Origin of the sequence: Halomonas sp. NCCP-2165 (assembly GCF_023708045.1) — a bacterium.
Classification (GTDB): Bacteria; Pseudomonadota; Gammaproteobacteria; order Pseudomonadales; family Halomonadaceae; genus Bisbaumannia; species Bisbaumannia pacifica.
Genome location: NZ_BRCY01000026.1, coordinates 1 through 25,831, shown reverse-complemented (window position 1 = coordinate 25,831; position 25,831 = coordinate 1). Strand labels below are relative to the sequence as shown.

Annotated in this window: 20 protein-coding genes; 13 read left to right on the top strand and 7 right to left on the bottom strand. The window is 66.5% G+C overall.

Translation table 11 applies throughout. The features are described from left to right. Positions 1 to 22 precede the first annotated feature (22 nt). Entirely contained in the window at positions 23 to 3,469 is a 3,447-nt protein-coding gene (gene mfd, locus NFU04_RS12965; protein ID WP_251309885.1) for a transcription-repair coupling factor, read from the bottom strand. A 265-nt stretch (positions 3,470 to 3,734) separates the two neighbouring features. On the opposite strand from mfd, the gene NFU04_RS12960 reads away from it, so the two are divergent. The 9 genes from NFU04_RS12960 to sthA all read left to right on the top strand — a co-directional run bounded on the left by NFU04_RS12960 (position 3,735) and on the right by sthA (position 13,490). After that, on the top strand, positions 3,735 to 5,198 hold the full coding sequence (locus NFU04_RS12960; RefSeq protein ID WP_251309884.1) for a glyceraldehyde-3-phosphate dehydrogenase: 1,464 nt from the start codon (positions 3,735 to 3,737) through the stop codon (positions 5,196 to 5,198). A gap of 350 nt (positions 5,199 to 5,548) precedes the next feature. Then, positions 5,549 to 6,901, top strand: a complete 1,353-nt coding sequence (locus NFU04_RS12955; protein ID WP_251309883.1) for a Na(+)-translocating NADH-quinone reductase subunit A — start codon at positions 5,549 to 5,551, stop codon at positions 6,899 to 6,901. Beyond that, on the top strand, positions 6,901 to 8,127 hold the full coding sequence (locus NFU04_RS12950) for an NADH:ubiquinone reductase (Na(+)-transporting) subunit B (protein ID WP_251309882.1): 1,227 nt from the start codon (positions 6,901 to 6,903) through the stop codon (positions 8,125 to 8,127). Before NFU04_RS12955 ends, NFU04_RS12950 begins: the two co-directional genes overlap by 1 nt. Then, a complete protein-coding gene (locus NFU04_RS12945; protein WP_251309881.1) occupies positions 8,127 to 8,942 on the top strand; it encodes a Na(+)-translocating NADH-quinone reductase subunit C in 816 nt (271 codons plus the stop codon). The genes NFU04_RS12950 and NFU04_RS12945 overlap by 1 nt, the downstream gene beginning before the upstream one ends. A 2-nt stretch (positions 8,943 to 8,944) precedes the next feature. After that, complete coding sequence (locus NFU04_RS12940) at positions 8,945 to 9,613, top strand: NADH:ubiquinone reductase (Na(+)-transporting) subunit D (protein ID WP_146803171.1); 669 nt, start codon at positions 8,945 to 8,947, stop codon at positions 9,611 to 9,613. A 1-nt stretch (position 9,614) separates the two neighbouring features. Continuing rightward, entirely contained in the window at positions 9,615 to 10,232 is a 618-nt protein-coding gene (gene nqrE, locus NFU04_RS12935) for an NADH:ubiquinone reductase (Na(+)-transporting) subunit E (protein ID WP_146803170.1), read from the top strand. A gap of 50 nt (positions 10,233 to 10,282) precedes the next feature. After that, positions 10,283 to 11,515, top strand: a complete 1,233-nt coding sequence (gene nqrF, locus NFU04_RS12930; protein WP_251309880.1) for an NADH:ubiquinone reductase (Na(+)-transporting) subunit F — start codon at positions 10,283 to 10,285, stop codon at positions 11,513 to 11,515. Between the two features lie 216 nt (positions 11,516 to 11,731). After that, a complete protein-coding gene (gene nqrM, locus NFU04_RS12925) occupies positions 11,732 to 11,989 on the top strand; it encodes a (Na+)-NQR maturation NqrM (protein WP_251309879.1) in 258 nt (85 codons plus the stop codon). A 109-nt stretch (positions 11,990 to 12,098) separates the two neighbouring features. Further along, positions 12,099 to 13,490, top strand: coding sequence for a Si-specific NAD(P)(+) transhydrogenase (sthA, locus tag NFU04_RS12920; RefSeq protein ID WP_251309878.1), 1,392 nt, complete (start codon positions 12,099 to 12,101; stop codon positions 13,488 to 13,490). Positions 13,491 to 13,611: 121 nt separating this feature from the next. Here sthA and bioA read toward each other — a convergent pair whose 3' ends face one another. Further along, complete coding sequence (bioA, locus tag NFU04_RS12915; RefSeq protein WP_251309877.1) at positions 13,612 to 14,886, bottom strand: adenosylmethionine--8-amino-7-oxononanoate transaminase; 1,275 nt, start codon at positions 14,884 to 14,886, stop codon at positions 13,612 to 13,614. A gap of 331 nt (positions 14,887 to 15,217) precedes the next feature. Here bioA and NFU04_RS12910 point away from each other — a divergent pair, with 331 nt between their 5' ends. Then, positions 15,218 to 15,601, top strand: a complete 384-nt coding sequence (locus NFU04_RS12910) for a histone-like nucleoid-structuring protein, MvaT/MvaU family (RefSeq protein ID WP_198058344.1) — start codon at positions 15,218 to 15,220, stop codon at positions 15,599 to 15,601. Between the two features lie 152 nt (positions 15,602 to 15,753). Here NFU04_RS12910 and NFU04_RS12905 read toward each other — a convergent pair whose 3' ends face one another. From NFU04_RS12905 to speB, 4 genes are all read right to left on the bottom strand, one after another. Next, positions 15,754 to 17,199, bottom strand: a complete 1,446-nt coding sequence (locus NFU04_RS12905; protein WP_251309876.1) for an aldehyde dehydrogenase family protein — start codon at positions 17,197 to 17,199, stop codon at positions 15,754 to 15,756. Between the two features lie 181 nt (positions 17,200 to 17,380). Next, on the bottom strand, positions 17,381 to 18,985 hold the full coding sequence (locus NFU04_RS12900; protein ID WP_251309875.1) for a 5-guanidino-2-oxopentanoate decarboxylase: 1,605 nt from the start codon (positions 18,983 to 18,985) through the stop codon (positions 17,381 to 17,383). 49 nt (positions 18,986 to 19,034) lie between these two features. Beyond that, on the bottom strand, positions 19,035 to 20,411 hold the full coding sequence (locus NFU04_RS12895) for a YjiH family protein (RefSeq protein WP_251309874.1): 1,377 nt from the start codon (positions 20,409 to 20,411) through the stop codon (positions 19,035 to 19,037). A gap of 112 nt (positions 20,412 to 20,523) precedes the next feature. Next, entirely contained in the window at positions 20,524 to 21,474 is a 951-nt protein-coding gene (gene speB / locus NFU04_RS12890) for an agmatinase (protein WP_251309873.1), read from the bottom strand. A gap of 178 nt (positions 21,475 to 21,652) precedes the next feature. On the opposite strand from speB, the gene NFU04_RS12885 reads away from it, so the two are divergent. The 3 genes from NFU04_RS12885 (at position 21,653) to NFU04_RS12875 (ending at position 24,061) form a co-directional block, all read left to right on the top strand. After that, positions 21,653 to 23,095 carry a sigma-54 interaction domain-containing protein gene (locus NFU04_RS12885; RefSeq protein WP_251309872.1) on the top strand — a complete coding sequence of 481 codons (1,443 nt, stop codon included), beginning with the start codon at positions 21,653 to 21,655 and terminating at the stop codon, positions 23,093 to 23,095. A 33-nt stretch (positions 23,096 to 23,128) separates the two neighbouring features. After that, complete coding sequence (locus NFU04_RS12880) at positions 23,129 to 23,389, top strand: hypothetical protein (RefSeq protein ID WP_251309871.1); 261 nt, start codon at positions 23,129 to 23,131, stop codon at positions 23,387 to 23,389. A 165-nt stretch (positions 23,390 to 23,554) separates the two neighbouring features. Next, a complete protein-coding gene (locus tag NFU04_RS12875; protein ID WP_251309870.1) occupies positions 23,555 to 24,061 on the top strand; it encodes a hypothetical protein in 507 nt (168 codons plus the stop codon). 184 nt (positions 24,062 to 24,245) lie between these two features. On the opposite strand, the gene purH is transcribed toward NFU04_RS12875, so the two are convergent. Next, the gene (purH, locus tag NFU04_RS12870) at positions 24,246 to 25,808 is read right to left on the bottom strand and encodes a bifunctional phosphoribosylaminoimidazolecarboxamide formyltransferase/IMP cyclohydrolase (protein WP_251309900.1); all 1,563 of its coding nucleotides are present in this window, start codon (positions 25,806 to 25,808) and stop codon (positions 24,246 to 24,248) included. Positions 25,809 to 25,831: the final 23 nt, after the last annotated feature.

Sequence of the window (25,831 nt, the reverse complement as noted above, 5' to 3'; positions counted from 1 at the left end):
CTGGCCGCCGCGAAATCATCGTCTAGGCTGCCTGGGTCTTGCGATTCAGGGTTTCCAGCAGCCGTTCCAGCGCCTCGAAACGCGATGCCTCGTCCTCCATGGCCGCCTCGAAGCGCAGGGTGTCGGCGCCCTCCAGGCGGTAGTGGCGCGGTTCCTTCTGGATCAGCCCCACCAGGGTCATGGGGTCAACCCGGGTGGTGGCGGCGAAGATCACCCGGCCACGGGCCCCGCCCGCTTCCAGGCGGCGAATGCCCAGACGCTCGGCTCGCTGACGCAATCGGGTCTGGCGCAGCAGCGTCTTGAGCGGCGCCGGCAGCAGGCCGAAGCGGTCGATCAGTTCCACCTGCAGCTCCTTGAGCTCGGCGTCGTCCGCGGCGCTGGCGATGCGTTTATACATGATCAGTCGCTGCTGCACATCCGGCATGTAATCCTCGGGGATCAAGGCGGGCAGGTTGAGGCTGACCTCCACCCCGTCGTCCAGCGGCGCCTCGATATTGGGCGTCTGGCCCGACTTGATCGCCTTCACCGCCCGGTCGAGCATCTGCATATAGAGACTATAGCCGATGGTCTCCATCTGACCGCTCTGCTCGTCGCCGAGCAGCTCGCCGGCGCCGCGGATCTCCATGTCATGGCTGGCCAGGGTGAAGCCGGCCCCCAGGTCCTCGGCGGCGCCGATCGCCTCCAGGCGCTTGAGGGCATCGCGGGTCATCGCCTTGGGCGGCGGGGTCAGCAGGTAGGCGTAGGCCTGGTGGTGACTGCGTCCGACCCGACCGCGCAACTGGTGCAACTGTGCCAGGCCGAACTTGTCGGCGCGCTCGATGATGATGGTGTTGGCGCTGGGCACGTCGATGCCGGTCTCGATGATGGTGGAACAGACCAGCACATTGAAGCGCTTGTGGTAGAAGTCCGACATCACCCGCTCCAGGGAGCGCTCCGGCAGCTGGCCGTGGGCCACCGCCACCCGCGCCTCCGGGACCAGCTCGCGGACCTTCTCGGCGGCGGCCTCGATGGTCTTGACCTCGTTGTGCAGGAAGTAGGCCTGGCCGCCGCGCAGGATCTCTCGCAGCAGCGCCTCCTTGATCACCGGCTCGTTGCGGTTCTGTACGAAGGTCTTCACCGACAGGCGCCGCGCCGGCGGGGTGGCGATGATCGACAGGTCGCGGATCCCGCTCATCGCCATGTTCAGGGTGCGCGGAATCGGCGTGGCGGTCAGGGTGAGGATATCCACCTCGGCGCGCAGGCTCTTGAGGCGCTCCTTCTGGGCGACCCCGAAGCGGTGCTCTTCGTCGATGATCAGCAGGCCCATCTTGGGCAGTTTCATCGACTTGCCGAGCAGCTTGTGGGTGCCGATGACGATATCGGCTCGGCCCTCCTGGATGCGCGCCAGGGTCTCGGCCTGCCCCTTGCCGCCGGTGAAGCGCGAGATCAGCTCCACCTGCACCGCGGTATCGGCGAAACGGTCGCGGAAATTCTCGTAGTGCTGCTGGGCCAGCAGGGTGGTGGGCACCAGTACCACCACCTGGCGTCCGGAATGCACCGCCAGGAAGGCGGCGCGCATGGCCACCTCGGTCTTGCCGAAGCCCACGTCGCCGCATACCACCCGATCCATGGGCCTGGGCGAGGTCATGTCGCGGATCACCGCCTGAATCGCCTCGCGCTGGTCCGGGGTCTCCTCGAAGGGGAAGCTGGCGGCGAAGCGCTGGTATTCCTCGACGGGGAGCTCGCAGGCGAAGCCTTCCCGGGCCTCGCGGCGGGCGTAGACATCGAGCAGCTCGGCGGCGGTGTCGCGGATCTTCTCGGCGGCCTTGCGCCGTACCTTCTCCCACTGCTCGGAGCCCAGGCGGTGCAGCGGGGCGCCCTCGTCGCTGGCGCCGGCGTAGCGGGCGATCAGGTGCAGGCTGTCCACCGGCACATAGAGCCGGGCGCCATCGGCATACTCCAGGGCCAGGAACTCCGCGGCCTGGCCGCCGGCCTCCAGGGTCTCGAGCCCCAGGTAGCGCCCCACGCCATGAGTCTGATGGACCACCGGGGCGCCGGGCTTGAGCTCCGCCAGGTGGCGTACCGCCAGCTCCCCCGCATCGGTGGCCTTCTCGCGGCGCCGGCTCTGGCGGACCACCTCGCCGAACAGCTCGCTCTCGGTCAGTACCGCGATGCCCTCGTCGAGCCACAGGCCGCTGGCCAGGCCCCCCTCGGTGATCGCCAGGCGGCTCTCGGCGGCGAGGAAGGCCGACCAGTCGTCCAGGTGGGGCAGGGACAGGTGCAGCGGGGCGAGCAGCTCCTCCAGGGCCTCGCGGCGGCCCCGGGATTCCGCCACCAGCAGCACCCGGGTCGCGGCGGCGTCGTCGAGGAAGGCCTCCAGGGCCGCCAGGGGGCGCTGGGCGCGGTTGTCGATGGCCACCGCCGGCGGCGTGCGGCTGGCGGGGCGACGGGCATGGAGGTGGTCGTCGTCTTCGACCAGGGCGACCCGGGGTCGCGCCTTGATGGCGGCAAACAGCTCGGCCACCGGGATAAAGGCGCGATGGGGCGGCAGCAGGGGGCGGCTGGGGTCGACACCGAGGTTCTCGAAGCGACTCTCGATGGCCGCCCAGTGATGCTCCGCGGCCTCATGGACCCGGGGCAGCAGGGCCACGCGGGTGCCCTCGTGAAGATGATCGAAGAGACTCGCCGTTTCCTCGAAGAACAGCGGCAGGTACTGCTCCAGGCCGGGGGAGGGGATGCCCTTGAGGGCATCCACATAGAGCGGGCACTGGCGCGGGTCGACGTCGAAGAGGGTCTCGAAGCCCTCCCGGAAGCAGGCGATGGCGCCGCGGGTCAGGGGGTACTCGTGAGCCGGCAGCAGCTCCACGGCATCGACCTTGTCCTGGCTGCGCTGGGTATCCGGGTCGAAGTGGCGCAGGCTGTCGATCTCGTCATCGAAGAGGTCGATGCGCAGCGGCAGATCCGAGCCCATGGGGAAGAGGTCAATCAGGGCACCGCGCAGGGCGTACTCGCCGGGCTCGTAGACGGTCTCCACCGCCCGGTAGCCGGCCCGGGCCAGGGTCTCCCGGAAGCCCTCGCGATCGAGGCGCTGGCCCACCGCCAGGCTCAGCACCCGCCCGGCCACATAGTCGGTGGGGGGCAGGCGCTGCATCAGGGTATTGATCGGCACCACCACGATGCCCCGCTCGACCTGCTGCAGGCGGCGCAGGGTACGCAGCCGCGCCGAGACGATGTCCTGGTGGGGCGAGAAGGCGTCGTAGGGGAGGATCTCCCAGTCCGGGAAGGGCAGGACCGGCACCTCGGCGAAGAAGCGCAGCTCCTCCTCCAGGCGCTGGGCGTCGGCGGTATCGGCGGTGACCACCAACAGGGGGGCGGCATCGGCCAGTCGCGCCAGGGCCAGGGCCTGGGCGCTGCCCTGGGGGGCGCTCCAGTAGCGGGTGTCGCGGGTGCCGTCGGGGGGCGGAGGAGCGAGGGGCGAGAAGTGGGACATGGGTCGAGTCGAATCCGGTCGGTGTTGCGCGTCATCGGCCTGGACGCAGGGGGTAGGCCCATATCGCGTTTGTAGTCAAGGGGCCGTTTCTGTAATTGACCTACAACGGGTGCGACCATCCAGCAATTGCTGCATCGCCGTTGGCCCGGGATAATAACAAAAGTTTATGGCACGTGATGCGTGCCAGGTTCGCACCGCGCCGGTATCCCGGCGAGGCTGCCGACGACCCCTAGCCGTAACCAAGCCCAAGCCAAGAGAGGCCCCCGTGACTCAGCAAAAGCTCGACACCGTCTTTGAGGAATGGCAGAGCAACGAAGCCCTTGCCGAGGAAATGATTCCCCTGCTGGGCAAGCTCTATCGCCAGTACAACATCGTCTCCTCGCTGTTCGGGCGCTCGCTGATCAACCAGAGCGTGATTCGCATCCTCAAGGATCATCGCTTCGTCAAGAAGGTCGAGGGCACCGAGCTCAGCGTCCAGGATACCTATCCGCTGGTCAAGGCCATGGTCGACCTCAACCTGGGCCCGGCCCACGTGGATGTCGGCAAGCTGGCGGTGGCCTTCAAGCACTCCGGCGAGGGCGACGTGGTGGCCTTCCTCAAGCGTGAGCTGGCCGAGATCGTCGACGGCCATGGCGGCAACGGCAGCACCGGCGAGCCCAAGGACGTGGTGCTCTACGGCTTCGGGCGCATCGGTCGCCTGCTGGCGCGCATCCTGATCGAGAAGGCCGGCGGCGGCAACATGCTGCGCCTGCGCGCCATCGTGGTGCGTGGCCGCGGCGATATCGCCAAGGACCTGGAGAAGCGCGCCAGCCTGCTGCGTCGTGATTCCGTGCACGGGCCCTTCTCCGGGACCCTGAGCGTCGATGAAGAGGCCCGTACCATTACCGCCAACGGCAATGTCATCAAGGTGATCTACGCCGACTCGCCCAGCGAGATCGACTACACCGCCTATGGCATCGACAACGCCATCGTGGTCGACAACACCGGCATCTGGCGTGACGAGGACGGCCTGAGCCAGCACCTGGCCTGCAAGGGGGCCGCCAAGGCGCTGCTCACCGCCCCGGGCAAGGGCGATATCAAGAACGTGGTGTATGGGGTCAACCACGGCGATATCACCGCCGATGACCGCATCGTCTCCGCCGCCTCCTGTACCACCAACGCCATCGTGCCGGTGCTCAAGGCCCTCAATGACCACTACGGCGTCGAGCATGGCCACGTCGAGACCGTGCATGCCTACACCAACGATCAGAACCTGATCGACAACTACCACAAGGGCGATCGCCGCGGCCGCAGCGCGCCGCTCAACATGGTGCTCACCGAGACCGGCGCCGCCAAGGCGGTGGCCAAGGCGCTGCCGGAGCTGGCCGGCAAGCTGACCGGTAACGCCATTCGCGTGCCGACCCCCAATGTCTCCATGGCGATTCTCAACCTGCGCCTGAACCAGGCCACCGACGCCGCGGCCCTCAACGACTACCTGCGTCGCATGGCCCTGCATTCGCCGATGCAGAAGCAGATCGACTACGTCGACTCCGCCGAGGTGGTCTCCTCCGACTTCGTCGGCAACCGCCACGCCGGTATCGTCGATGCCAAGGCGACCATCGTCGACGGCAATAACGCCGTGGTCTACGCCTGGTACGACAACGAGTTCGGCTACAGCTGCCAGGTGGTGCGTATCCTGCAGCACATGTCCAACGTCAGCTTCCTGGCCTTCCCCAAGGAGCGTGACTAAGCGCCAGATGGCCGGGTCGCGACAGGCGTGATGCCTGCCGCGACCAAGGTCGCATGCCTCGACCGCCCCGCCCGGGGCGGTCGCCTCTCCCGCCGCTTCTCCGCCATCACGCCGACCCTATGGCGCCTATTTGCGACTTAGGCCATGTGGCCTTTCGTCGCGTATCTCTTTATAATGCTCGCGTTTTTGGGACGGCCTGCCACGTTCGGGCCGAACTGCTAACCTTCTGATAAGAAAGAAAATCGTAAGCCGTGGCTAGAACCGGGTGGGGCACAATGCCAGGCTATCCGGTGTCGTGCGCGTCTGCCGACCCCCTTTCTTGAACATCAGATCCGAAACTGGGCGAGACTATGATCGAAGTCAAACGAGGCCTGGATCTCCCCATCACGGGGGCGCCCGAGCAGCGCATCGAAGATGCGCGCCCGGTCCGTCACGTGGCTGTCCTGGGCACCGACTACGTTGGCATGAAGCCGACCATGGAGGTCCGGGAGGGGGACAGAGTCAAGCTGGGCCAACTGCTCTTTACCGACAAGAAGATCGACGGCGTCCGCTTTACCGCGCCGGCGGCCGGTGAGGTGGTCGCCATCAATCGCGGCGAGAAGCGACGCCTGCTGTCGGTGGTGATCAAGGTCGACGAGGGCAGCGAAGAATCCGAAACCTTTGCCGCGCACGGGGCCGACGCCCTGGAGCGGCTGGATCGTCAGGCGGTCGTGGAGCAGCTCAATACCGCCGGCCTGTGGACGGCGCTGCGTACCCGGCCTTTCTCGCGGACGCCGGCCCTCGACGCGACCCCCGCGGATATCTTCGTCACCGCCATCGATACCCACCCGCTGAGCGCGGATCCGGCGCTGATCATCAATGAGCAGCCGGAGGCCTTCGAGCAGGGCCTCAGGGTGCTGACGCGGCTGACCGAAGGCCGGGTCTACCTGTGTACCGCCCCCGAGGCCAAGGTGCCCGGCGGCGATGTCGACGGCGTGCGGGTGGAGACCTTCCGTGGTCCCCATCCGGCGGGCCTGGTGGGGACCCATATCCATTACCTGTCGCCGGTCGGCCTGCACAAGCAGGTCTGGCATATCGGCTATCAGGACGTCATCGCCTTCGGCAAGCTGTTCGTGGAAGGCCGGCTCGACACCGCCCGGGTCGTCGCCGTGGCGGGCCCCCGCGCCGAGAATCCGCGGCTGCTGCGTACCCGGGTCGGGGCCAGCACCGAGGAACTTCTCGCCGGTGAAATTATCGATGCCGATAGCACCCGCGTGATCTCCGGTTCGGTGTTCTCCGGCTTCACCGCCGAGGGCAAGCTGCGTTACCTGGGGCGTTTCCACCACCAGGTCAGCCTCCTCGAGGAGGGTAACAAGCGCGCCTTCATGGGCTGGATGTCGCCGGGGACCAACCGCCACTCGGTGATGGGCATCTATGTGTCCAAGCTCCTGGGGCTCAAGGACTATGCGCCGACCACCTCCACCAACGGCTCCGAGCGGGCCATGGTGCCGGTGGGTGCCTACGAGCAGGTGATGCCGCTGGATATCCTGCCCACGCAACTGCTGCGCACGCTGATCGTCGGCGATATCGAGGTCGGCATGCAGCTGGGTTGTCTGGAGCTGGACGAAGAGGACCTGGCCCTGTGCACCTATGTGTGCCCGGGCAAGTATGAGTACGGTCCCATCCTGCGCGATAACCTCACCACGATCGAGAAAGAGGCTTGATGATGGGTATCCGACAGACACTCGACAACCTCGAGCCGCACTTCCACAAGGGCGGCAAGTACGAGAAGTACTATCCGCTCTTCGAGGCGGTGGACACCATCTTCTACTCCCCGCCCAGCGTGGCCAAGACCACCGCTCATGTGCGCGACGGCATCGACCTCAAGCGCATCATGATCACGGTGTGGCTGTGCACCTTCCCGGCCATGTTCTTCGGCATGTGGTCGGCGGGCTGGCAGGCCAACCTGGCCATCGCCGACGGCTATGGCTCCATGGGCGGCTGGCGCGAAGCCATCCTGATGACCCTGGCCGGCGGCCACGATGCCGGCAGCTGGTGGTCCAACCTGGTGCTCGGGGCGACCTACTTCCTGCCCATCTACCTGGTGACCTTCGTGGTGGGCGGCTTCTGGGAAGTGCTCTTCGCCATCAAGCGGGGTCACGAGGTCAACGAGGGCTTCTTCGTCACCTCCGTGCTCTTCGCCCTGGTCCTGCCGGCCACCATCCCACTGTGGCAGGTGGCGCTCGGCATCACCTTCGGCGTGGTGATCGGCAAGGAGATCTTCGGCGGTACCGGCAAGAACTTCCTCAACCCGGCGTTGACCGGCCGCGCCTTCCTCTACTTCGCCTATCCGGCGCAGATCTCCGGGGACGCGGTATGGGTGGCGGCCGATGGTTTCACCGGCGCGACCGCGCTGTCCATCGCCTTCCAGGACGGCATGGCGGCCCTGTCCAGCCAGTACAGCTGGTGGGATGCCTTTATCGGCTATATTCCCGGCTCGGTGGGTGAGGTCTCGACCCTGGCCATCCTGATCGGCGCGGTGGTGCTGCTGTGGACCAAGATCGCCTCCTGGCGGATCATGCTCGGGACCTTCCTCGGCATGGTGGCCACCAGCGCGCTCTTCAACCTGATCGGCTCCGACAGCAACCCCATGTTCGCCATGCCCTGGTACTGGCACCTGGTGGTGGGCGGCTTCGCCTTCGGCATGGTGTTCATGGCCACCGACCCGGTGTCCGCCTCCATGACCAATCAGGGGCGCCTGCTGTTCGGCGCGCTGATCGGCGTGATGACCGTGCTGATCCGCGTGGTCAACCCGGCCTTCCCCGAGGGCATCATGCTGGCGATCCTCTTCGCCAACCTGTTCGCCCCGCTGATTGACCATTTCTTTGTCCAGGCCAATATCAAGCGTCGTCTTAAGCGCACCGGCGCCACGGCCGAGGAGACTGCCTGATGGCACAAGGTAACAATTCCATCAAGAAGATCCTGGGCGTGGCCTTCGCCCTCTGCATCGTCTGCTCGGTGATCGTCTCCACCGCGGCGGTGGCCCTGCGTCCCCAGCAGCAGCTCAACCAGGAGCTGGATCGCAAGACCAACATCCTCAACGTGGCCAATCTCTACGAGCCCGGCATGGATGTGGAAGCGGCCTTCGGCGAGGTCACCCCGCGGGTCGTCGACCTGCGCAGCGGCGACTACTCGCCGACCCACGACCCGGCGACCTACGACGGCTTCGAGGCGCGTCGCGATCCGGCGGCCTCGCGGACCCTCTCCGGCGAGCGGGATCCGGCCGGCCTGGTGCGTGTCGAGAACTTCGCCACCGTCTATCTGGTCGGTGACCCGGAGAACCCGGAGCAGATCATCCTGCCGATCCGCGGCCAGGGGCTGTGGGGGCTGATGCGTGGCTTCCTCTCCGTGGAGGGTGACGGCAACACCATCGTCGGCATCACCTACTACGAGCATGCCGAGACCCCGGGGCTGGGTGCCGAGGTGAACAATCCGCGCTGGCAGGCCCAGTGGGAAGGCAAGGAGGTCTTCGCCGACGGCGATAGCCTGGAACCGGCCATCCACCTGACCAAGGGCGGGGCCAGCGGCGAGAACGAGATCGATGCGCTCTCCGGTGCCACCCTGACCAGCAACGGCGTGACCAATATGCTGCAGTTCTGGCTGAGCCCGGAAGGCTTCGGCAACTACCTGGCGCGGTTCCGTAGCGGCGTGACCCAGGACGACGCCGAGCGCGCCGACGTCGAACCCGAAGCGGAAGGAGTCTGATCATGGCGGATGCAACTCCCAAGGGCGTCATCACGACGCCGGTATTCAAGAACAACCCCATCGCCCTGCAGGTGCTGGGGATCTGTTCGGCCCTGGCGGTGACCACCAGCATGAGCGTGTCGCTGGTGATGACCTGTGCGGTGATGTTCGTTACCGCCTTCTCCAACCTCTTCGTGTCGCTGATCCGCAACCATATCCCGTCCGCCATCCGCATCATCGTGCAGATGACCATCATCGCCTCCCTGGTGATCGTGGTGGATCAGATCCTCAAGGCGTACGCCTACGAGATGTCCAAGCAGCTCTCGGTGTTCGTCGGCCTGATCATCACCAACTGCATCGTGATGGGCCGGGCGGAAGGCTTCGCCATGCAGAACAGCCCGGGACTCTCCTTCCTCGACGGCCTCGGCAACGGCCTCGGTTACGGCTTTATCCTGATGACCGTGGGCTTCTTCCGCGAGCTGTTCGGCTCCGGTAGCGTGTTCGGTTTCACCGTGCTCGAGACCGTGCAGAACGGCGGCTGGTATGTGCCCAATGGCCTGCTGCTGCTGCCGCCCTCGGCGTTCTTTATCATCGGCCTGATCATCTGGGTGTTGCGCTCGATCAACCCGGAGCAGGTGGAGGAGAACGAGTACAAGATGAAGCACAACACCGAACCGAAGGAGGCCGTGTAACATGGAACATTATCTGAGCCTGTTCGTCGCCTCGGTCTTCGTCGAGAACCTGGCCCTGGCGTTCTTCCTGGGCATGTGTACCTTCCTGGCGGTCTCCAAGAAGGTCTCGGCGGCCTTCGGCCTGGGCATCGCGGTGATCGTGGTGCTGACCATCTCCGTGCCGGTGAACAACGTCATCTACAACGGCCTGCTGGCCGAGGGGGCGCTGGCCTGGACCGGGATCAGCGGCGCCGAGAATATCGACCTGTCGTTCCTGGGGCTGCTCAGCTATATCGGCGTGATCGCCGCCCTGGTGCAGATCCTCGAGATGTTCCTCGACAAGTACGTGCCGGCCCTCTACAACGCCCTGGGCGTGTTCCTGCCGCTGATCACCGTGAACTGCGCCATCCTCGGTGGCGTGCTGTTCATGGTCGAGCGTAACTACAACTTCGGCGAGTCCGTGGTCTATGGCCTCGGTTCCGGGGTGGGCTGGGCCCTGGCCATTACCGCCCTGGCGGGGATCCGCGAGAAGCTCAAGTACAGCGACGTGCCTGGTGGCCTGCAGGGTCTGGGCATCACCTTCATCACCGTGGGATTGATGTCGCTGGGCTTTATGTCCTTCTCCGGCATCTCCCTGTAACCGGGATGGTCGTGTACCGATCAGGCAACGAAACCCAATAGGAACCCGACATGGTTGATACATCCGTCATCTTGCTCGGCGTCGTCATGTTCACGGTGATCGTTATCGCCCTCACCGTGATCATCCTGGCGGCCCGCAGCAAGCTCGTCAGCACCGGGGACGTGACCATCGAGGTCAACGGTGACCCCGAGCACACCCTGACCACCCAGGCCGGGGGCAAGCTGCTCAATACCCTGGCCGCCAACGGCATCTTCCTCTCTTCCGCCTGTGGCGGCGGCGGCTCCTGCGCCCAGTGCAAGTGTCGCGTGGAGGAGGGCGGTGGCGCCATCCTGCCCACCGAAGAGTCCCACTTCACCATGCGCGAGAAGAAGGAGGGGTGGCGCCTCTCCTGCCAGGTGCCGGTGAAGCAGGACATGAAGATCGAGGTGCCCGAGGAGGTCTTCGGCGTCAAGAAGTGGGAATGCGAGGTCATCGAGAACCCCAACGTGGCCACCTTTATCAAGGAGCTCAACCTCAAGCTCCCCGAAGGCGAAAACGTCGACTTCCGCGCCGGTGGCTATGTGCAGCTGGTCTGCCCCCCCTACGATATCAAGTTCTCCGACTTCGATATCGAGGAGGAGTACCGGGGTGACTGGGAGAAGTTCGATCTGTTCAAGATCTCCCACAAGAACCCGGAAGAGACCATCCGCGCCTACTCCATGGCCAACTATCCGGAAGAGAAGGGCATCCTCAAGTTCAATATCCGGATCGCCACGCCGCCTCCCGGCACCAGCCATCCGCCGGGCATCATGTCCACCTATGTCTTCGGCCTGACGCCGGGTGACAAGGTGACCGTGATGGGGCCCTTCGGCGAATTCTTCGCCAAGGACACCGACGCCGAGATGGTCTTCGTCGGCGGGGGCGCCGGTATGGCGCCGATGCGCAGCCATATCTTCGACCAGCTCAAGCGCCTGGATACCAAGCGCAAGATGACCTTCTGGTACGGCGCGCGCTCCTGGCGCGAGACCTTCTACAACGACGAGTACGACAAGCTCGCCGAGGAGCACGACAACTTCGAGTGGCACCTGGCACTGTCGGATCCGCAGCCCGAGGACAACTGGGAAGGCCCCACCGGCTTTATCCATAACGTCCTCTACGAGAACTACCTCAAGGATCATCCGGCACCGGAGGACTGCGAGTACTATATGTGCGGTCCGCCCATGATGAATGCCTCGGTGATCAAGATGCTGCTGGATCTGGGCGTCGAGCCCGAGAACATCCTGCTCGACGACTTCGGCGGTTAAGCGGGGGCCTGGCCCTCGGCGCGGGGCCGGTCCACGAGGGCCGGCCCCGTTGTCATTGCGGGCCATCGTCGATGCGCCACCCGCTCTCCATGGCGATCGCCTCGGTCGCCATCGATAGCGAGTGGCCCCCCTGGCGCGGGGAATGACCGCTCGCCATGGGGGTCTCAGGGGCAGGGCCTCGGGCCCTGGCCGCATTATCCACGAAGGAGAGTCCCGATGATGATCTGGGTACTGGTATTCGCCTTTATGCTGCTGCTGGTGGCCGCCATGGCCATCGGCGTGATCCTGGGGCGCAAGCCCATCGCCGGCTCCTGTGGCGGGCTCAACCAACTGGGCCTCAAGCAGGGCTGCGATATCTGCGGCGGCAAGGACGAGGTGTGCGAGGAAGAGAACCGCAAGCGCCAGGCCGGCGCCCGCCGCCGCAGCGACGAGAGTCGCGGCGCCGACCTGGGCTATGACGCCACCAAGCGCTGAGCGGGCGTCGCCCGAGCGATGGGCTACGAGGCTTCTTGTGGCCCGCCGCGTCGGGAAATCTTGCCGTGCAGCGAAACAGAGATCAGGGAATTAGGAGAATCAACGACCCATGGCAGTTCATAGCTACGACGTGGTGGTGATTGGTACCGGTCCGGCGGGGGAGAGTGCCGCCATCAATGCCGCCAAGCATGGCAAGCGGGTGGCGGTGGTGGAGAAGCAGTCGGCGGTGGGGGGCAACTGTACCCACCGGGGCACCATCCCCTCCAAGGCGCTGCGCCACCAGGTTCGTCAGATCATGGCGTTCAACACCAACCGCATGTTCCGCGATATCGGCGAGCCGCGCTGGTTCTCCTTTCCCAAGGTACTGGCCCGCTCCCAGCGCACCATCGATCAGCAGGTGGCGATGCGCACCAACTTCTATGCCCGCAACCGGGTCGACCTCTACTTCGGGGTGGCGCGCTTCAAGGATGAACATACCCTGATGGTGCGTGACGACCACGAGGGCATCGAGGAGCTTCACGCCCAGAAGGTGGTGATCGCCACCGGCTCGCGGCCCTATCGGCCGGCGGATATCGACTTCCGCCATCCGCGTATCTACTGCTCCGACACCATCCTCGGCCTCAACCATACGCCGCGGACCCTGATCATCTTCGGCGCCGGGGTGATCGGCAGCGAATACGCCTCCATCTTCTCCGGCCTGGGCGTCAAGGTGGACCTGATCGACACCCGCGATCGCCTGCTCTCCTTCCTCGACGACGAGATCTCCGACGCCCTCTCCTATCACCTGCGCCACCACGGCGTCCTGGTGCGCCATAACGAGGATTACGCCAGCGTCGAGGGGGACGAAGCCGGGGTCACGGTGGAGCTGCAGTCCGGCAAGCGGCTGCGCGCCGACGCCTTCCTGTGGGCCAACGGCCGCACCGGCAACACCGACGAGCTGGGCCTGGAGAGCATCGGCCTGCAGGCCAATGGGCGTGGTCAATTGACCGTGGACGAGCACTATCGCACCGAGATTCCGCATATCTATGCGGTGGGCGACGTGATCGGCTGGCCGAGTCTGGCCAGTGCCGCCTACGATCAGGGCAAGAATGCCAGCGACGACCTGCTCGACGAGCCCTTCCGCATGGTGGAGGACGTGCCCACCGGTATCTACACCATTCCCGAGATCAGTTCGGTGGGCAAGACCGAGCGCGAACTGACCCAGGCCAAGGTGCCCTATGAAGTGGCCCAGGCCTTCTTCAAGGATACCGCCCGCGCCCAGATCACCGGCGATACCGTGGGCATGCTGAAGATCCTCTTTCACCGCGAGACGCTGGAGATCCTCGGCATCCACTGCTTCGGCGATCAGGCCTCGGAGATCGTGCATATCGGCCAGGCCATCATGCAGCAGAAGGGCGAGGCCAATAGCCTCAAGTACTTCGTCAGTACCACCTTCAACTACCCGACCATGGCCGAGGCCTATCGAGTGGCGGCCATGAATGGCCTGAACCGGCTCTTTTAAGGCGTTATGCAGAGCGGCGTGGTAGACCCTGTGGGAGTTCAGCTACGCTGAACGATTGGCGCCGCCAGGCGCCTGGGACACCACGAATTCGAGGGCGCCGTGTGGCAGGCGCCCTCGGCGATTATCGCTCCACAAACCAGCCCTTCATGGCGCCGGTGATGCGGCGCATCTCCTCGGGGGTGGTGATATAGGCCGGCATGGTATAGAGCCAGCGACCGAAGGGGCGTAGCCAGACGCCGCGCTCCCGGGCGAAGGCCTGGACGCCGTCGAGGCTCGCCGCCTCCTCGACCTCGATCACCGCCGTGGCCCCCAGCACCCGTACCTCATTGACCGCCGGATGCGCGCTGAGCGCCGCGTCGTCGAGCAGTTCCCGGCGCAGGATGGCGTTGAGCTCGGCGATCTTGCCCAGGTAATCCTCCTCCTCGAAGACCGCCAGGCTCTCCAGGGCGACCCGGCAGGCGAGGGGATTGCCCATAAAGGTGGGGCCGTGCATAAAGGCGTGGTTCGGGTCGTCGCCGAGGAAGGCGTCGTAGACGCGGCCGGTGGCCAGGGTCGCCGCATGACCCAGGTAGCCGCCGGTCAGCCCCTTGGAGAGCACCATGATATCCGGGGTGACCCCGGCATGGTCGGCGGCGAACATCCGCCCGGTACGCCCGAAGCCGGTGGCCACCTCGTCGAAGACCAGCAGCACGTCGAACTCGTCGCACAGCTCCCGGGCCGCCCGCAGGTAGTGGGGCGAGGTCATGTTCAGGCCGCCGGCGGCCTGCAGCAGCGGCTCCATCAGCAGCGCCGCCACCTCGTGATGGTGCGCCTCCAGGGTCGCCCGCAGCGCCTGGATATCCGCCTCTACCGCCTCCGGCGGGGCGTCGTAGGGGGCGCTGGGCGCCGGCGCGAAGGGGTGCCTGGGCAGGAAGCCGGCGAACAGCGAATGCATGCCTTCTTCCGGGTCGCAGACCGCCATGCAGCCGCTGGTATCGCCGTGATAGGCGCGCATCAGCGACAGCATGCGGTGCTTCTCGGGGCGGCCACTCAGGACCTGGTACTGCACCGCCATCTTCATGGCCACTTCCATGCCCACCGAGCCGCTGTCGGAGAAGAACACATGATCGAGGCCCGGCGGGGTGATGCGCACCAGCGCCTCGGCGAGTTGCTGGGCCGGCTCGTGGGTCAGGCCGCCGAGCATCACATGGCAGAGGGTGTCGGCCTGTTGCTGGATGGCGGCCACCAGGCGTGGATGACCATAGCCGTGGATCATGCACCACCAGGAGCAGGTGGCATCCAGCAGGCGCTCGCCGCCGGCCAGGGTGAAGTGGGCGCCGCTGCCGCCGGTGACCATCGGCGGCGTGGGCTGGGTCTGCATCTGGGCATAGGGGTGCCAGAGAGGCGAGGCAGGCATAGGGACCTCTTTGTTAACCTTGTGAAAAACACAGGTTAACATTGTCCAGCGTCGAGCGTCACGACGCCCCCGGAGTGGTACACCGCGCGGCGCCGCCGCTCGGTCGATGCCGCCTGGTGACGGCTTGCCGGGATATCGAAATAAATAATACTTTGATGCGTGCTCGAGTAGATGGCGAGTTGTGTTGAGAAGTTTGCCGCCAGGGTGAGTTTATTTGGCCAAGTTGCCTGGGGTTATGCTATAAAAAATAGAGTAAGCCTTGGCAAGGCGAGATATTTACGGTATTAATGTCCGCACATCCCGACACCGACTCCTATATAAAGGAACTACCATGTCCCTGATTAACGAATACCTCCAGCAGGAGCAGCAACTCAAGGCACTCCAGGAGCAGCTCGACAAACTGCAGAATGACCCGCGTCTCAAGGCGGAACTCGAGTTCAAGGAGAAGCTCGAGGCCCTGATGCAGGAGTTCAACAAGAGCGCCAAGGAAGTGATCGAACTGCTCGATCCCAAGCCGGCCGCCAAGGCCGCCGCCGCTCCGGCCAGCGCCCCGGCCGCCGGTGGGCGTCGCAAGCGTAAGCTGAAGATCTACAAGAACCCCACCACCGGGGAAGTCGTGGAAACTCGTGGCGGCAACCACAAGACCCTCAAGGCCTGGAAAGAAGCTCACGGCGCCGATACCGTGGAGTCCTGGCTGGTGCGCGTCGAAGGTTAAGTCTTCCGCGTCCACTGCCATAACGAAATCGCCCCGCCTCGTGCGGGGCGATCTCGTTATGGCGTGCCCGCGTTCCCGGAATAAAAAAGAGACCGCCGTGGCGGTCTCAAGGGCAGACACGTCAGGCAACCTAACGTGCATCGCAACGCTCTTCAGGTCGGTATCAGGCAGTGTTTGACTTCCAGGTAGGCGGCGAGTCCCCAGGGCCCCAGTTCGCGGCCGATACCGCTACGCTTGAAACCGCCCCAACCGGTCTGCGGTAATACCAGCTGTTCGCTATTGATCCAGGTGGTCCCGGACTGCAGGCGCCGGGCGATGGCCGAGGCGCGCGCCTTGTCGCGACAGATCACCGTCGCGGCCAGGCCGAAATCGCTGGCATTGGCGAGTGTGATGGCCTCCTCGTCGTCGGCCACGCTGCGCCCGCAGAGCACCGGGCCGAAGATCTCCTCCTGCCACAGGCGACTCGTCACCGGGACGTCCCGATAGAGGCTGGGCGCCAGGAAGAAGCCCGGCGTGGGCACCTCTCGGCGACGACCGTCGCGCACCGGGGTCAGCCCCTCCTGGTCGGCGATGGCCAGGTAGTCGAGCACGGCGTCGCGCTGGCGGGCGCTGGTCAGGGGGCCCATGTCGCTGCCGTCGACGAGGGGATCGCCGAGCGCCAGGGCATCGATGCGCGCCGCCAGGGCCGCGTAGAGCGGTTCGGCGATGTCCCGGTGGACCAGCAGCCGCGAGGTGGCCGAACAGATCTGGCCGGCATTGAAGTAGATGCCCGCCATCACCCATTCGGCGGCCTGCTCGGGGTCGGCGTCCTCCATCACCAGGATCGGCGACTTGCCGCCCAGCTCCAGGGAGACCCCCTTGGTGCCGGCGGCTGCGGCGCGCATCACCGCCTCGCCGACCCGGTTGCTGCCGGTAAAGGAGACCTTGTCGATGCCGGGGTGGCAGGCGAGGGGGGCCCCGATGCCCTCCCCGTCGCCATGCAGCAGGTTGAGCACCCCCGCCGGCAGCTTCACCTCTAGGGCGATCTCCGCCAGTACCCGCTCGGGCAGCGGCGTCACCTCCGAGGGCTTGAGCACGGCGGTGCAGCCGGCGGCCAGGGCCGGGGCGAGTTTCCAGGCGCTGGTCACCAGGGGGAAGTTCCAGGGGGTGATCAGCCCCACCACCCCCACCGGGTCGTGATAGCAGCGCGCCTCGACACCCTCCATTTCCAGCGGCACTTCCTGGCCCTGACGCTCGTCCAGGCGACGCGCTTCCCCGGCGTAGTAGCGGTAGCAGGCGATGGCGTCGTCCAGGTCGATACCGGCCTCCGCCAGCACCTTGCCGTTATTGATGGAGGAGAGGCGCATCAGCGCGTCGCGGCGCCGGCTCAGGGCCTCGGCGAAGCCCTCCAGGTAGACCGCCCGCTCGCTCCCCGAGAGCGCCCGCCAGGCGGGCAGGGCGCGGCGCGCCGCGGCCACGGCGGCATCCACGTCGTCCGGGTGCCCCGCGGTGACCTCGGCGAGCGTCGCCTCCGTGGTGGGGTTGACCACCGGTAGCCGCCGCTCGCCCCGGGAGGCCACCCAGCGGTTATCGATAAATTGTTGCAGCAGTGCTTGCATGGCGATTCCTCTTATCGCTGATACGGCGGACTCTGGGCAGCTCCCCTGGGGGTGTGGGACCCTGCTCTAGCAGTGGTCCGACGGTTCGGCGAGAGGCAAATCGCCGGCTAAAGCCAGCTCCTACCACCCCGGTGGCACCTCTAACCCAGTGGGAGCCAGCTTCAGCTGGCGATTGGCGCCGTCAGGCGTCCAGGGCTCGCTGCCAGGCATGGGCATCCACCTCGACCAGCAGGGGGCCGTCGGTGGGGCGCGTCGCCAGTGTCTGGGCGAGTTCGCCGGGGGAGCCGACCCGGGTGGCGGCACAGCCGAAGCCCTGGGCCAGGGCCTGGAAGTCCGGGGCCTGGATATCCACGCCGAGTCGCGCCACCCCATGGGCGTCCATATAGCGGCGGATCTCCTCATAGCCGGCGTTGTGCCACAGCAGGATCACCACCGGCAGGCGCTCCTCCACGGCGGTGGCCAGCTCCGAGAGGGTGAACATCACTCCGCCGTCGCCGACCAGGGCGATCACCGGCTGCTCGGGGCGGCCCAACTGGGCGCCGAGCGCCGCCGGCAGGCCGTAGCCGAGGGTGCCGTAGCCGGTGGAGGCATTGAAGTAGCGCCGCGGCTGCGGCAGCGACAGCAGGTGGTTGGCGGCATACACCGGGGCGGTGGAGTCGCCGACCCATAGTGCCTCGGGCAGGGCCGCCTCGAGGGTGGCGCAGAGCGGCACGAAGGGTGCCAGGGCCGGGTCCTGCGCCAGCGCCAGGGCTTCGCGCACGGCGGCGGCGCGGGCCGCGCCATCCTTGCTCAGCGGCGCCTCGACATGGGCCAGCAGGCCTTCCAGGGCACGCCCGGCATCGCCCACCAGGCCGAGGGCCAGCGACTGGTTGCGCACCAGCTGCTGGGCGTCCAGGTCGATGCGAATCAGCCGGCCGGTGAGGGCGAAGCCATCGTCGAAGACCACGTCGTAGTCGGTCTCGCCGAGCTCGGTGCCGATGGCCAGGATCACGTCGGCGTGGCGGGCCAGCTCGCGCACCGGGGGCAGGGCGGTGTTGGCGCCCAGGTCCAGGGGATGGGCGCAGCCCAAGAGCCCCTTGGCATTGATGGTGGTGGCGGTGGGGGCATCCAGGCGGCTGACCAGCTCGCGGGCCGCCTCGGGGGCGGCCACGCAACCGCCGCCGAGCAATACCAGCGGGCGTTCGGCCTCCTTCAGCCAGCCGGCCGCGGTGGCCAGGCCCTCGGCGTCCGGGGCCGCCGGGTAGAGCCGTGGGCGGCGAAAGGAGGCGGGCTCGGTCACCTCGGCGGCGAACAGGTCGATGGGGATCTCGAGATGCACCGGACCGGGGCGCTCGCCATCGAAGACCGCGAAGGCCCGGGCCAGCACCTCGGGCAGGGCCTTCGGGTCGAGCAGGGTATGGCTAAAGCGCGAGACCCCCGCCATCAACTGTTGCTGGCTGGGCAGTTCATGCAGCCGGCCCTGGCCGCGGCCCAGGGTATCGCGGCGGTTGACGCTGGAGATCACCAGCATGGGAATGGAGTCGGCCAGCGCCTGGCCCATGGCGGTGGCGATATTGGTCATGCCGGGGCCGGTGATGATCAGGCAGACCCCGGGCTTGCCGGTGGCGCGGGCATAGCCGTCGGCCATGAAGCCGGCGCCCTGCTCGTGGCGCGGGGTGACATGGCGGATATCGCGGCCTTCCAGGCCGCGGTAGAGCTCGACGGTATGCACCCCGGGGATACCGAAGAGGGTATCGACGCCGTAGCGCTCGCCGAGCAGGCGAATCAGGAGTTCGGCACAGGTCATGGACGAGTCCTTGTATCAGAGGCCCGGCCGGATAGGCCGGGCCGCGATCTCAGAAGAAGAAGGTGTGCGCCATAAAGGCGATGATCGGCAGGGTGATGGCGGTGCGCAGCAGGAAGATCGCGAACAGCTCCCACAGCGACAGGGGGATCTTCGACTTGAGCAGCAGGGCGCCGATCTCCGACATATAGATCAGCTGGGTCAGCGACAGGCAGGCCACCACGAAGCGGGTCAGCTCGCTGTCGATGCTGGTGGCCAGCACCGCCGGCAGGAACATGTCGGCGAAGCCCACCAGGGTCGCCGGGGCGGCGGCCTCGGCCTCGGGAATGCGCAGCAGTTCCAGCACCGGCACCATGGGGTAGGAGAGCCAGGTGAAGATCGGCGTGAACTCGGCGAGGATCAGCGCCAGGGTGCCGATGGCCACCACCAGGGGCAGCAGGGCCAGGAAGATATCCGCCACATTGAACAGGGCGTTGCGAACCAGCTCGCGGGCGCCGGGGGCCTTCTCGGCACGCGCCACGGCGCGGGTCAGGCTGTAACGGAAGACACCCATGTCGGCGCTGCGCTTCTCGGCCAGTTGGCAACCCACCGGCTCATAGTAGGTGTCCGGCTTGCGCGACAGCGGCGGCAGGCGCGGCACCACGATGGCGGCGATCAGCCCGGACACCACCACCGTCAGGTAGAAGGGCACGAACATATGGTTGAGGTCGACGAAGCTGGTTATCAGCAGGCTGAAGGCGATGGAGACGATGGAGAAGTTGGTGGCGATCACCGCCGCCTCGCGGCGGTTGTAGAAGCCCTTCTCGTACTGCTGGGCGGTGATCAGCACCCCCACGGTGCCGGAGCCCATCCAGGAGGCGGTGGCATCGATGGCGCTGCGCCCGGGCAGACGGAAGATCGCCCGGAAGGGCTTGCGCACCAGGCTGCCGATAAATTCCATGAAGCCGAAGTCGACCAGGAAGGGCAGCAGCAGGGCGGCGAAGAAGAAGAAGGTCAGCAGCACCGGGGCCAGGTCGTTGAGCATCACGCCGCCGGTATGGCCGGCGATCACGAACTCGGGGCCCACCTGGAAGTAGGTCATGGTGGCGAAGGCCGCCCCCAGGAGGCGCATCGCGAACCACAGGGGCCCCACGTCGAACATCTCCTGCCAGAGCCCCTGGCGGGCCCAGCCGGGCCGGGTCAGCTTGACCAGGCCGGTGATCACCACCGAGAGGCAGAGCACGGCGGTGGCGATGGCCGGCAGCCAGTCGCCGAGCAGGTCCTGGAGTCCCTTGGCCATCAGGCCCATGCCGATATTGACGGTATCACCCACCGAGAAGGGGATCAGGAAGAGGCCGACCCCGAACAGCGAGGGGAGCAGGAACTTCAGCAGGCCACGCCGGCCCAGGCCGGGCCGGGCGGTGGCGGTGGAGTCGAGGGAGGAGGACATCGTTGGTTACCCCATGGCTTGTTTTAGTGAACGGTGTGGGTCACCGGCTGGCGCGCCGTCCCCTGGCGCGCCGGGGGCCGCATGGAGGTGCCATGCGGCCCGGTGGCCGGAATCAGTCGCGACGCATCACGCCGGGCAGTACGCAGAGCATCTCGTAGAGCAGGGTGGCGCCCATCAGGGCGGTGTTGCCGGTCGGGTCATAGGGCGGCGCCACCTCCATCAGGTCGCCGCCCACCACGTTGAGCCCCCAGGCGCCGCGCACGATCTCCAGGCCCTGGGCCGCGGTCAGGCCGGCCATCTCCACGGTGCCGGTGCCCGGGGCCACCGAGGGGTCGAGGCCATCGATATCGAAGCTGATATAGACGGGGCCGTCGCCCATCTGCTCGCGCACCTCGGCCATCAGCGGCTCCAGGGACTTGTGCCAGCACTGCTCGGCGGTGACCACCCGGAAGCCCTGGCGGCGACACCAGTCGAAGTCGTCGGCGGCGTAGCCGGTGCCGCGCAGGCCGATCTGCACCACCCGCTGGCTGTCCAGCAGGCCCTCCTCCTGGGCGCGACGGATCGGCGTGCCGTGGGCGATGGATTCGCCGAACATATGGTCGTTGACGTCGGCGTGGGCATCGATATGGATCAGCCCCACCGGGCCGTGCCGGCGGGCGATGGCGCGCAGGATCGGCAGGGTGAAGGTGTGATCGCCGCCCATGGTCAGGGGCGTGGTGCCGTGGCTCAGCACCTCCTGGTAGAAGGCGTCGATGATGTCCAGGTTCTTCGGCAGGTTGAAGGTGTTGACCGGCACGTCGCCGATATCCGCCACCTGCAGGCTGTCGAAGGGCGCGGCGCGGGTGGCCATGTTATAGGGGCGCAGCATGCGCGACTCGTCGCGGATCTGGCGGGGCCCCAGGCGGGCCCCGGGGCGATTGGAGGTGCCGATATCCAGGGGCACGCCGATAAAGGCCGCATCCAGGCCCCGGGCGTCGGCCTGGGTCGGCAGGCGCATCATGGTGGCCGGGCCGCCGAAGCGGGGCATCTCGTTACCGCCCAGGGGCTGGTTGAACTCGCTCATGGAAACTCCTCGATGGGTCGCACACAGTGGCTTCCCTGGCTCTAATGCATAAAGCGTGCCAGATTTTACGCCCATGATTTCGCGAGGGTTTCCAGCCAAGTGATGCATTTTTACATTGCTGAGACGCGATCGGTGATGCAAAAATGCATGATTGATGCAGTAATGAATCGGAGGGCGGATGAGCGAGATCGATGCCCGGGTGCTGACGACCCTGGTGGAGAATGCCAATGACCATATCTTTATCGTCGACGGCGAGGGGCGGGTGCTGGACGTCAGCCCCGGCGCCGCCGCGGTCTATGGCATGTCCCGGGAGGCGCTGTGCGCCACCACGGTCCAGCGGCTCGAGGCGGAGAGGGTCCTGACGCCGTCGGTGAGCCTCGAGGTGATGCGCAGCGGCCGACCGGCCCAGGTGATGCAGACCACCAGTACCGGGCGTCGGGTGATTGCCCAGGCCTACCCGGTCTTCGTCGGGGAGCGCCTCGAGCGTATTATCAGCCGCTCCATGGACCTCACCGATTTGCAGTGGCTGCAGCAGGAGTACCAGCTGCTGCAGCGCCGCTTCAGCGAGCACCTCAAGCGCAGCGCCGCGGCCTCCCTCGGCGATGACCTGGCGCTGGATGAGTCCCAGGGAGAGCTGCGCATCCGCAGCGAGCTGATGCGCGAGATCGCCCTGCTGCTCAAGCGGGTCGCCCCCACCGATGCCAGCGTGCTGATGCTGGGCGAATCCGGCGTCGGCAAGACCGCCTTCGCCCGCCAGCTGCACCGCTGGAGTCGCCGCCGCGAGGGGCCCTTTGTCGACGTCAATTGCGGGGCCATTCCCGAGAGCCTCTTCGAGTCGGAGATGTTCGGCTATCAGCCGGGGGCCTTCAGAGGCGCCGCCCGCCAGGGCAAGGCGGGACTGATGGAGCAGGCCCAGGGTGGGACCCTCTTCCTCGACGAGATCGGTGAGCTGCCCCTGGCCATGCAGACCAAGCTGCTCAAAGTGATCCAGGACGGCAGCCTGACTCGCCTCGGCGATACCCGGGCGCGGCGCGTCGATTTTCGCCTGGTGGTGGCCACCAACCAGGACCTGGCGCGGCGGGTCGAAGAGGGGCGGTTTCGTCTCGACCTCTACTACCGGCTCAACGTGATTCCGGTGACCCTGCCACCGCTGCGCGAGCGTCCCGAGGACATTCCCGGTCTGGTCGAGCTGCAGCTGGCGCGCCTCAACCGCCGCTATGGTCATGACAAGCTGCTGGCGCCGCCTGTCTGGCAGGAATTGATGGGCCACGACTGGCCGGGTAACGTACGCGAGCTGGAGAACTGGCTGGAGCGGGCCTGGCTCTCCGCGCCGGGGGAGATGATCGAGGCCCTGGGCCTGGCGCCGCGCCATTCCAGCCGGGCCCCGGAAGGCGCTATACTAGGCGCCGACGCTTCTTCCCCGGTTCCCGGGGCGGCCCGGCTCGCCGATGACGAAGGCCTCAAGGCAGGCCTCGCCCGCATCGAGCGCGAAATCCTGGCCGAACTCTGTGCACAGTTGCCCAGTACCTATGCCATGGCCAAGCGCCTGGGGATCAGCCAACCCAGTGTGGTGCGCAAACTGCAGCGCCATGGACTCCGAATTTCCGATGGTCACCGATAGACGCGAATGAAACAGCAAAAGAAAGCCAACGCCATGGACGAGCGCGAAAAGCTGCGCAAGTTTCGTGAGCTCGACGATGCCTTCGCCGAGGCCTTGAAGCAACTCGATGACCCCGACCAGCGCCTGGATATTCCCACCGGCCCCCCGGCCGCCTCGGCGCAATCCCGGCGCAAGCAGGAAGCCGCGGCGCGTTTCGAGGAGCGCCTGGACGCCTTGATGCGCGAGTATCGGTTGTCCCCCGAGGCGGTGGTGGCCCTGCTCGAGTCACTGCCTGCCGAGGCGCCCTCGGCCTGAGCAGATGGCGACATTTTCCCCGGAAGATTTGCCTCGCGGCGCTTTTTTATCAATCATGTAAGGGCCTGCATTGGCAAAGGCGCCGGTCAGGGGTCGGCGCGATAATAACGCATCAAGCAATAGCATGGAGCGTCACGCAAGTCAGGGCGCTAAAGGGAGAATGGAATGGTAGCGATTCAAGGGAAACACGGCCGTAACGCCTGGATGGGCGCCCTGGTCGGGGCGGGTCTGATGCTGGCTGGCGTGAGCGGCGCCCAGGCCAATGATCTGAACTGGCAGGCGACCCCGACCTATGGCTCGATCAGCCTGAGTTCGGGCTTTATGCCGGACCCGCAACAGGTCAATCTCTCCGCCGGTGGCAGCACCCAGGTCACGTCCAGCCTGGGCAGCGGCTGCGCCGGTTATGTGCATGGTGGCGCCCCGGACGTCGACCTCTACTATGACGCGGGTAGCCTGCCGCTGCATATCTATGTCGAGTCGCAGACCGATACCACCCTGGTGATCAATGCGCCGGACGGTCGCTGGTACTGCAACGACGACGCCATCGGGCTCGATCCCATGGTCAGCTTCCCCAAGGCGCAGAGCGGCATGTACAACATCTGGGTCGGGGTCTGGGGTAGCAGCGACCTGCGCAACGCCACCCTGAACTTCACCGAGATCACGCCCCGCTAAGCGCCGGCCCGGGCTGCGTCCGGAGCTTGAGGTCGTAAGCTGGAAGCGGAAAACAAGACACCCCCGCTGGTTCTGCCGGCGGGGGTGCTTTGTTGTGGGTCGGGTAAGTGAGCTTGCGAGCGCACCCGACGCTGGGAGCCACGTCGGATGCCCTCGCCTCCGGCTCGTTTATCCGACCTACGCTTCAGTGGCGGAAGTGGCGCATGCCGGTAAAGACCATGGCGATGCCGGCCTCGTTGGCGGCGTCGATCACCTCCTGGTCGCGCATGGAGCCGCCGGGCTGGATCACCGCGGTGATGCCCGCCGCCGCGGCGGCATCGATGCCATCCCGGAACGGGAAGAAGGCATCACTGGCCATCACCGAGCCGGGCACCGAGAGGCCCTCGTCGGCGGCCTTGATGCCGGCGATCTTGGCGGAGTAGACGCGGCTCATCTGGCCGGCGCCGACGCCGATGGTCTGGCCTTCCTTGACGTAGACGATGGCGTTGGACTTGACGAACTTGGCCACCTTCCAGGCGAACATCAGGTCGCGCAGCTCCTGCTCGCTGGGGGCGCGCTGGGTCACCACCTGGAGCTCGTCGCGGCCGACCATGCCCTGATCGCGATCCTGCACCAGCAGGCCGCCGTTGACGCGCTTGAAGTCGTGGGCGGGAAGGGCGGCGACGCCCCACTGGGCGGCCACGTCGAGCAGGCGCACGTTCTGCTTCTCGGCGACGATCTCGCGGGCGGCGTCGGCAACCCCGGGGGCGATGATCACCTCGACGAACTGACGATCGATGATCGCCCGGGCGGTCTCGGCGTCCAGCGGCCGGTTGAAGGCGATGATGCCGCCGAAGGCGCTGGTGGGGTCGGTGGCGAAGGCCTTCTCGTAGGCCGCCAGAGGTGACTCGCCGAGGGCCACGCCACAGGGGTTGGCGTGCTTGACGATCACGCAGGCCGGCTCCTCGAAGGCCTTGACGCACTCGAAGGCGGCGTCGGTGTCGGCCACGTTATTGAAAGAGAGCGCCTTGCCCTGCAGGCTCTCGGCGGTGGCCACGCTGGGTTCGCTGGCGTCGTCTTCCACATAGAAGGCGGCCTGCTGGTGAGGATTCTCGCCGTAGCGCATTTCCTGCTTCTTGCGGTACTGCACGCTGTAGGTGCGCGGGAAGCCTTCCTCGCCGCCCTCCACGCGCTGGCCCAGGTAGTTGGCGATGGCGGCGTCGTAGCCGGCGGTATGCTCGAAGGCCTTCACCGCCAGGTCGAAGCGGGTGGCGAGGCTCACCGCGCCCTCATTGGCGTCCATGTCGCCCAGCACCCGGGCGTAGTCGCCGGCATCCACCAGGATGCTGGTGTGGGCGTGGTTCTTGGCGCAGGCGCGGACCATGGTGGGGCCGCCGATATCGATGTTCTCGATGGCGTCCTCCAGGGTGCAGTCGGGCTTGGCCACGGTCTGGGCGAAGGGGTAGAGATTGACCACCACCATGTCGATGGGATCGATCTCGTGCTCCGCCATCACCGCGTCGTCCTGGCCGCGGCGACCCAGGATGCCGCCGTGGATCTTGGGGTGCAGGGTCTTGACCCGGCCATCCATGATCTCGGGGAAGCCGGTGTGGGCCGATACCTCGGTGACCGGAATCTGGTTATCGCGCAGCAGCTTGAAGGTGCCGCCGGTGGAGAGCAGCGCCACGCCGCGTTCGACCAGGCCGCGGGCGAATTCGACGATGCCGGTCTTGTCGGAGACGCTGAGCAGGGCGCGACGCACCGGCAGGGTGGAAGAGGAGGGGGAGGCGG